This window comes from Arthrobacter sp. I3 (assembly GCF_000520575.1).
GTDB classification, from domain to species: Bacteria; Actinomycetota; Actinomycetes; order Actinomycetales; family Micrococcaceae; genus Arthrobacter; species Arthrobacter humicola_A.
Window position 1 is genome coordinate 34,433 of sequence record NZ_KI914922.1, and the last position, 2,329, is coordinate 36,761.

Below are 2,329 nucleotides of genomic sequence, written 5' to 3' on the forward strand. Positions count from 1 at the left end.
AGGCGGGAGCCGGCTCAGGCGTCTACAACACGACCCGCCAGATCGGCGCCGTACTCGGCAGCGCCGCCATCGCCGTCCTGATCCAGTCGCGGCTTGCGGCCGAGCTCCCCGCCCGGCCCGGAGCAGGCGCAGACGCCAGCCCGATGGGCTTCGGCGGGGCCTTGCCGGCGGAACTTCATGAGGGGTTCTCGACGGCGATGGGCCAATCCATCCTGCTGCCGGCGGCGGTCATTCTGCTCGGTGCTGCCGTGGCGCTGTTCTTCGCCAAGCCCAAGCCGGTCCAGGGCTGGGGCGAACCAGATGCTGCCGCAGCCGCGGACGAAGCCGACGCGGACAGGGCCGCAGCGGAGCGCGGCTAGCCTGGCGGCATCCGGATCAGCCCAGCAGAACGCTGGTCTGGATGCCGCCCGCAGAAAATCCCAGGCTCCGGGCCAGCGCCAGCGACCCCTTGTTGCTGACTTCTGAACGCCACTGCAGCGTCAGCCCGGCGGCGAGGGCCTCGTGGGCGGCTACCGAGGCGGCCAGCTTGCCCAGACCGTGGCGCCGCCATTCGGGCGAGACCAGCACGCCCATATGGGCCAGGAGCCCTTCCCATTCCGCATACGCCCCGCAGGCCACCGGCGTCCGCCGCCCGTCTTCCAGATGCAGGACGGTGAAGCGGTGTTCCAGGTCGGCGAGGCCCACCTCGTTGACGTCGTCGGGCGGGCAGAACGTCTCCAGTTCGATCGCTTCCGGGTTCCCGTGCGAGACCGTCAGCTCCCCGGCAGGCTGCTGCAGGGGGAGGTCGTCGGCGAAGAAGAGTGCCGCGGCGCCGAGCCCGTGGCCGCCGTGCCCGCGGGTGATGGTCAGCAGCGTCACGTGCTGGGCCAGTTCCTCGTCCGAGAGACCCTCGGCGGCGTCCAGCGCCCACTGCGGGCCCACCAGGGCGGAGTTGCCGAACAGGCGGACGAACTGCAGGGACCGGGCTGTCTCATCCGCCCGGGTGAGCCTCACGCCGGCGGCAGCCGCGAAGGCGCCGTCGTCGAACCCCAGGCGGCGCGCCCATGCGAGCTGGACAATTTCTGCGGAACCGGGCTCAAGAGTCATGAATCAACCCTACCCACCGCGGCCGGGCGTCCGGTTGCCCCCTGCCTGGCTGCGGCGCTGCCCGCCCGGCTCTTCCCTGCGGGCCGCGCCGAGCCGGACCCTACCGGTGTCCCGCTTAGCCGAAGAGGACTGCGGCCTCGTCGTAGCGGCTCTGCGGTACGGACTTGAGGTTGCCGAGTGCGGCGTCGAAACCGACGTGCACAATATCCGTGCCGTGCAGCGACACCATGGTGCCCCAGCGCTTTTCCACTACCGAATCGATGGCGGCCATGCCCAGGCGGGTGGCCAGGACCCGGTCGAACGCCGTCGGGACGCCACCGCGCTGGATGTGGCCAAGGACCGTCGCGCGGGTCTCGATGCCGGTGCGTGCCTCCAGTTCGGGGGCAAGCATTTCGGCGATGCCGCCGAGGCGGGGCCGGCCAAAGGTGTCGAGGCCGCGCTCCGAATGCGGGGACTCCTGGCCTTCGGGCACAAACCCCTCGGCGACGACGAGCAGCGGGGCGCGGCCACGGTCGTGGGCGGAGACGACCCACTCGGCGATCTGTTCCATGGAGGCCTTCTGCTCCGGGATCAGGATGGCGTGGGCGCCCGAGGCCATGCCGGCGTGCAAGGCGATCCAGCCCACATGCCGTCCCATGACTTCGGCAATCATGCAGCGGTGGTGGGACTCTCCGGTGGTGCGCAGCCGGTCGATTGCCTCGGTGGCGATTTCCACGGCCGTGTCGAAGCCGAAGGTGTAGTCCGTGGCGTCGAGGTCGTTGTCGACCGTCTTGGGCACGCCCACGATTTTGAGGCCGGCGTCGGTGAGCCGCTTTGCGGCGGCCAGGGTGCCTTCGCCGCCGATGGCGATGATGGCGTCGATCCCGAGCCGGTCCATGTTGGCTTTGATGACCTCGGGACCGCCGCCGTTCTCAAACGGGTTGGTGCGGGACGTGCCCAGGATGGTGCCGCCCTGCTTGGCGATGCCGCGGACCATGGTGCGGGGAATTTCCACGATGTCGCCCTCGACAACCCCGCGCCAGCCATCCTTGAATCCTACGAACTGCTGGCCGTGGACCGCGATTCCTTTGAGGACGGCGCCACGGATGACGGCGTTCAGGCCGGGGCAGTCTCCGCCGCTGGTGAGGATTCCAATTTTCATGTCTTGGCTCAAATCCTGGTTTGAAGGGGTACAGGCAGAGCGCCACGCTGAGCTCACCCTAGAGTCTAGTGGCGGGTGTGGGGCAGGACACAAACGGTTACA

The 2,329-nt window shown here is 69.3% G+C and carries 2 protein-coding genes and 1 pseudogene; 1 reads left to right on the plus strand and 2 read right to left on the minus strand.

The genetic code is table 11. From position 1 onward, the window contains the following. Positions 1-359, plus strand: a pseudogene (locus tag Y706_RS24845) (MFS transporter); the annotation flags it as partial. A 16-nt stretch (positions 360-375) separates the two neighbouring features. Here the strand turns inward: Y706_RS24845 and Y706_RS0110320 are convergent. Next, positions 376-1,086, minus strand: coding sequence for a GNAT family N-acetyltransferase (locus Y706_RS0110320; RefSeq protein WP_028276531.1), 711 nt, complete (start codon positions 1,084-1,086; stop codon positions 376-378). A 115-nt stretch (positions 1,087-1,201) separates the two neighbouring features. Beyond that, on the minus strand, positions 1,202-2,227 hold the full coding sequence (locus Y706_RS0110325; RefSeq protein ID WP_018773638.1) for a 6-phosphofructokinase: 1,026 nt from the start codon (positions 2,225-2,227) through the stop codon (positions 1,202-1,204). Positions 2,228-2,329: the final 102 nt, after the last annotated feature.